The sequence below is a fragment of the Prosthecobacter sp. genome (genome assembly GCF_044373815.1).
Taxonomy (GTDB): Bacteria; Verrucomicrobiota; Verrucomicrobiia; order Verrucomicrobiales; family Verrucomicrobiaceae; genus Prosthecobacter.
In genome coordinates this window covers 1-5364 of the sequence record NZ_JBIPNG010000455.1, presented here as the reverse complement: position 1 = coordinate 5364, position 5364 = coordinate 1, and the positions used below count along the sequence as shown (strand labels likewise).

Here is a 5364-nt window from a genome sequence, read left to right as displayed (position 1 = left end):
TCTCACCCTGACCGCTGCCGTCACCGGCGCTGACAAGCTCGTCGGCAAGAAAGTGACCGCCGTCAGCTCCCACAAGAAAGTGGAATCCCTCAAGGAAGGCTGATTCCAGTGAGGTGATTCATTCGCCTTTGAAGCCCGGAAGCGACCCTTCCGGGCTTTTTCATGCTTGCGAGCTGAGCCCAGATCTTGGCGAATTTTCAATTATTCTTGAGATTGCATGAAATAACTCGTTTTATTCCCACTCTTATTGCTGCTCAGAGGTCATCCGGCCTTTGCCAGTCACAAGACATACACACCACACACTATGAAATCACTTCTCACTCTTGCCCTCATTTCCTCCGGCCTCCTGCTGAGCAGTTGCGCCAATGGCCATTGCGTCTTCGCCAAGAAGAAAGAAAACTGCTCCTCCTGCTGCACTCCTGCCGCCAAGAAGAGCACCGCCGCCTGCTGCGCAACTCACACTCCCGCCAAGAAGAAGTAATTTCTCTCAGATCGGATCTCAAAGCCCGGAGGCTCAATCTCCGGGCTTTTTTATGATCGCATCAGGCCAATTTTGTCCGCCATTGCGCCTCTTTTGTCGCAGCTTGTTTAAACATGCATGCCATATGCAAGTTTAACCCCGTCTGCTCGTAAATCAAGGCATGCGACTCAGCCTTTTCTCAGATTACTCCCTGCGCGTGCTCATGTTTGCCGCGTTGAAGGGGGAAACATTTTCCCTCAGCGAGGCAGCTGAAGCTTATGACATCTCTCGGCACCATCTGGTGAAGGTGGTGAACTTCCTTGCCAAGCTCGGTTACCTCGAAACCCGCCGTGGCAGAGGCGGCGGCATCGCTCTGGGCATGCCGCCGGAGGACATCCGCATCGGCATGGTCGTTCGCCGTACGGAGGACACACCTTTCATCGTCGAGTGTTTCGACAAGCAGCACAACACCTGCGCAATCAACGGATCCTGCCGTCTCAAGGGAGCGCTTGCCCAGGCCGTGAACGCCTTTTACGAAACTCTTGACCGCCACACGCTGCGTGACCTCGTCAACGGTTCCGCAGGCAAAGACATGAAAGCAAGGCTGCTGCCGCAGCAGTGACGAACATCGAATCAGCCGCCATGACCTCCCCTGCCTCCAAGTCTCCGACGCAGCGCTCATCGTTCTTGCCGTTGAGCCTGGCCATTTTGGTTTCGTCAATCCTCACGATCCACGCCGAGGATGAATATGAAAACGCCCCCATTCGCTATTCCGACACCACGCCCAACGACGCTGCTCAGCAGCTCGAAAGCCTGATGGCCGCTGGCAAAGTGAAAATCGACCGCACCGATGCTTGGACCGTTTTGCGCGATGTGATGAAGCAGTTCAACATCCCGCAGGAGTCGCAGGTCATGGTCTTCTCCAAGACCAGCAAGCAGAACGACCGCATCAGCCCGCAGACACCGCGTGTGGTCTATTTCGGTGACAACGCCTACGTCGGCTATTGTCTCGGTGGTGCAATCGAGGTTGCCACCATTGATCCGAAGCTCGGCCCCATCTTTTACCTGCTCGATCCTTATGAAGCACCCGCCAAACCACTGCACTTTCAGCGCGACAACAGCTGCCTGAGCTGCCACGGCGGCCCCTTCACCCCCGAGGTGCCCGGCGTCATTGTGCGCTCCGTGTATCCCGGCCCTGAAGGCCATCCCATCATGAGCCAGGGCAGCACAGTCGTCGATACGACAACCCCATTCACCGACCGCTGGGGCGGCTGGTACGTCACCGGCAGGCACGGCAGCGTCCTGCATCGTGGCAACGTCACCGCCACCGAGAAAAACGACCAGTCCATCGACATCGACTTCAAAACCGGGGCCAACATCACCAACCTCGCCAAATTTTTCGACGTTACGCCCTACAAGCGCAAGCAAAGCGACATCGTCGCCCTCATGGTACTGGAGCATCAGACCAGCGTGCAAAACATCCTCACCAAGGCGAACCACGCCGCCCTGCGTGCCATGCACATGCAGACCAGCCTCCAGCGCGAACTGGGCGAAACCGTCATGAGCGAACCCACCGGCACTGCGCGCCGAATCATTGACCATGCCGCCGAGGACGTCGTCGATGCCCTGCTCTTCAAAGACGAAGCCGCACTTCCCGAAGGCGGCATCGAGGGAGATCCCGCCTTCCAGACAGCCTTCACCAAACGCTCCCCGCAGAGCAGCGACGGCCGCAGCCTGAAGGATTTTCAGCTCCTGCACCGCCTGTTCAAGCACCGCTGCAGCTACATGGTCTATTCCCTAACCTTCCAGCACCTCACCGCCCCGCTGAAGCAAACCGTCCTTACCCGCCTCTGGAATGTTCTCGATGGCAAGGACACCTCCGGCCACTTCGACTACCTCACCACCACCGAACGCGGCCACATTCGCCGCATCCTCGCAGAGACACTGCCCGGAGCACCGCCGGAGTGGAAGAAGGCACTGGCTTCAAAGTGAGCAGAGCTGCGAGTTGAAAACCCGCGCTCCATCTTCAACCTGCGCGCATGAAACAGCTCCTCACCCTCCTGCTCTGCGCTCTCTGCCTCGCCTCCTGCGAAAAACAGCAGTCCGCCCCAGTCGAAAAACAGCCGGCCGAAGTCGATTTCGACGACAAAAACTTCGAAATGCTGAATGAAGGCAAGGAAGCGACCTACAAGGGCAAGCCCTACACCGGACTCGCGCGAAGAAAGCACTCCAACGGCAAGACCGCCGGTGAATACCCTTACATTGACGGCAAGATGCACGGCGTCATGAAAGAGTGGTACGAGAATGGCCAGCAGTCCGCAGAAACCAATTTTGACCACGGTCAGCGCCACGGCCTCAACCGCTACTGGGACATGAAGGGCCATCAGACAAAGGAGCAAATCTACGACCACGACAAATCCATCAGCGAGAAGCATCTCTGATCCAGCGTCATTCTGATGTAGTCATTCGTCGTCTTCCTTCATGGTCGCCCCTGTCATCGCACTGTTCGTCATTGCCCTCGTCTCACTGCTGGTGGTACGGGTGGGTTCGACGGCGCTGATGATGACCGGTATCAGCTGGGACACGGCGAGCTTTCAAGCCTACTCCGCCTTTTTCGGCGTCGGATTCACCACCAAGGAGACGGAGCTCGTCGTGAACCACCCGGTGCGCCGTCGCATCATCCGCGATCTCATTCTCGCCGGGAATGTGGGTCTCACCTCCGCGCTCGCCACGCTCATCGTCACCCTCCTGCAAAGCAGTTCCGGTGGCGACACCATGCTGATGCTGGGCTGGCTCATTGGAGGGCTCCTCGTGATGCTGTTCATCTCCCGCCTCACCTGGTTTCAAAAGGTTCTCGACCACATCATCCAGCGCACCCTGGAACGCACCGGCATGGTGCATGCGCTCGATTACGAGCTGCTGCTGCGCATTCAGCACGGCTACGTCGTTTCCGAGATTGAGGTGCCGCCGGGAACCTACCTCGCGGGCCGCACTCTTCGCGAGTCACGCCCCTGGGATCGAGGCGTCGTAATCCTCGCCATCAAGCGCGATGGCCACACCCACTCCGGCATTCCTGCCCGGGACGACATGATCCTGGCAGGCGATGCACTCACCGCCTACGGCAAAGAATCCGCCATTCAGGCCATGACACAACCCTTGGAACAACAAGGAACCAAGAACAAAGAACTATGAACCTCACCAACCAAGTCTGCGCCGTCACTGGCGGTGCCAAAGGCATCGGTCTCGCCACTGCTCAGGCCCTCCTCGCACGCGGTGCGCGTGTGGCTTTGCTCGATCTTGAAAACATCGCGCTCGATCATCCGCACGCCCTGTCGATCCGCTGCGATGTCTCACGCGCCGCTGATGTGCAGTCAGCCGTCAATCAAATTACTGAACGACTCGGCCCCATAGACGTCTGGGTGAACAACGCGGGTCTCGCGCGTCATCGCTGGATTCCTGACTACACCGAAGAGGAGATCGACCTCATGCTCGCGGTGAACCTCAAAGGCACCATTCTCGGCTCGCAGGCCGCCTTGAAAGCCATGATCCCGCACAAACGCGGCCACATCATCAACGTCATCTCCACCGCCAGCCTGCGTGGTATTCCGAGTGAGACCGTTTACTGCGCCGCGAAGTGGGGCGTGCGCGGCTTCACCCAGGGCCTCGCCGAAGAAGCCGCCGCCCATCGCATCCGCGTCACCGCCATCCTGCCCGGCGGCGTGGACACCGCCTTTTGGGACGATGCCTCGCAGCGCCAGGCACCGAAGCAGCTTTTTCTCAAACCCGAGCACATCGCCAACGGCATCGTGAGCTGCCTTGAAATGGACGATTTCTGCGTCCCCCGTGAGCTCGTTCTGCGCTCGCTCGACGACAGCGACTTCTCGGTGAAACCAGCATGATCATTTGATACCCGCTTTTGCGGCCTCGGTGCGCAGGAAGGGAGGGAATGACATGTCTGCTGCTCGATGACCATCGCCCCGGCGCCCGTATGAATTCTGCCCGCCATGCGTTTTCTCAGCATGAATTGAACCTCTGGAGCCATCACATGAACAAACTGATCCATTCGCAGGCCTCCCGACGTGATTTCATCAAAACCTCGGCCGTCAGCGCCTTGGGCAGCATGATCGCCGCACGCATATCAGATGGTAAGATGCCGCCAACCGTCGAGGATGTTCAGCGCTCTGGGGGAGATCTACCACCCGCAGATTTCATCGCACTCTTCGACGGCCGCACATGGGCAAACTGGCAGCATGACCCGCATCTCGATGGCGTGTGGGAGATCGCGGACGGCGTCATCCGCCTGCGCACCGACGAACCACCGCGCGTGGCCGGCAAGGACTACAACCTCTCCACCTCGAAAAAATACAAAGACTTCACCCTGATGCTCGACTGGCGACTCACTGGCAAACCGGTGGTGAAACCGCACCAATGGCTCATGGACGACGGCCAGTTCCATACCGATGCCGCCGGCAAGGTGATTATGAAAGACAACCTCACCTGGGGTGACAGCGGCGTGTATCTGCGCGGCGCACGTGCGGCGCAGATCAACATCTGGTGCCAGCCCTGCGGCAGTGGCGAAGTGGGCACGAAGTTCAAAGACACGCAGGCCACCAAGGAAGAGCGAATGAAAACCATGCCCACCGTCCGCGCCGACAACGGACCCGGCGAGTGGAACCGCTTCATCATCACGCTGCGTGGAGATCGCGTGGATATTTCGCTCAATGGCAAGGATGTCATCCAAGGCGCACGCGTGAAGGACATACCAGCTGAAGGGCCTATCACCCTGCAAAACCACAAGGACGCTGTGGAGTTCCGCCACATCTTCATCAAGGAGCTGTAGCACTGAGCTCCCTCACCACCGCCATTACCGTATGAAGCTGTTCGTTTCCCTTCTCCTCCTCTCC

Annotated in this window: 7 protein-coding genes; all 7 read left to right on the top strand. The window is 58.6% G+C overall.

From position 1 onward, the window contains the following. The first annotated feature begins 304 nt into the window (after positions 1–304). A complete protein-coding gene (locus tag ACIREA_RS25865) occupies positions 305–481 on the top strand; it encodes a hypothetical protein (protein ID WP_397385210.1) in 177 nt (58 codons plus the stop codon). A 160-nt stretch (positions 482–641) separates the two neighbouring features. Beyond that, entirely contained in the window at positions 642–1082 is a 441-nt protein-coding gene (locus ACIREA_RS25860) for an Rrf2 family transcriptional regulator (RefSeq protein ID WP_397385209.1), read from the top strand. A gap of 20 nt (positions 1083–1102) precedes the next feature. Beyond that, complete coding sequence (locus tag ACIREA_RS25855; RefSeq protein ID WP_397385208.1) at positions 1103–2452, top strand: hypothetical protein; 1350 nt, start codon at positions 1103–1105, stop codon at positions 2450–2452. A 47-nt stretch (positions 2453–2499) separates the two neighbouring features. Continuing rightward, positions 2500–2901, top strand: coding sequence for a toxin-antitoxin system YwqK family antitoxin (locus tag ACIREA_RS25850; RefSeq protein ID WP_397385207.1), 402 nt, complete (start codon positions 2500–2502; stop codon positions 2899–2901). Positions 2902–2941: 40 nt separating this feature from the next. Next, positions 2942–3652 (top strand): TrkA C-terminal domain-containing protein, encoded by a 711-nt coding sequence (locus ACIREA_RS25845; protein ID WP_397385206.1) that lies wholly within the window; start codon positions 2942–2944, stop codon positions 3650–3652. Next, positions 3649–4359: an SDR family oxidoreductase gene (locus ACIREA_RS25840; protein WP_397385205.1), complete on the top strand. Its 711-nt coding sequence runs from the start codon at positions 3649–3651 to the stop codon at positions 4357–4359. Before ACIREA_RS25845 ends, ACIREA_RS25840 begins: the two co-directional genes overlap by 4 nt. Before the next feature lie 146 nt (positions 4360–4505). Further along, positions 4506–5300, top strand: coding sequence for a DUF1080 domain-containing protein (locus ACIREA_RS25835; RefSeq protein WP_397385204.1), 795 nt, complete (start codon positions 4506–4508; stop codon positions 5298–5300). The last annotated feature ends 64 nt before the right edge of the window (positions 5301–5364 follow it).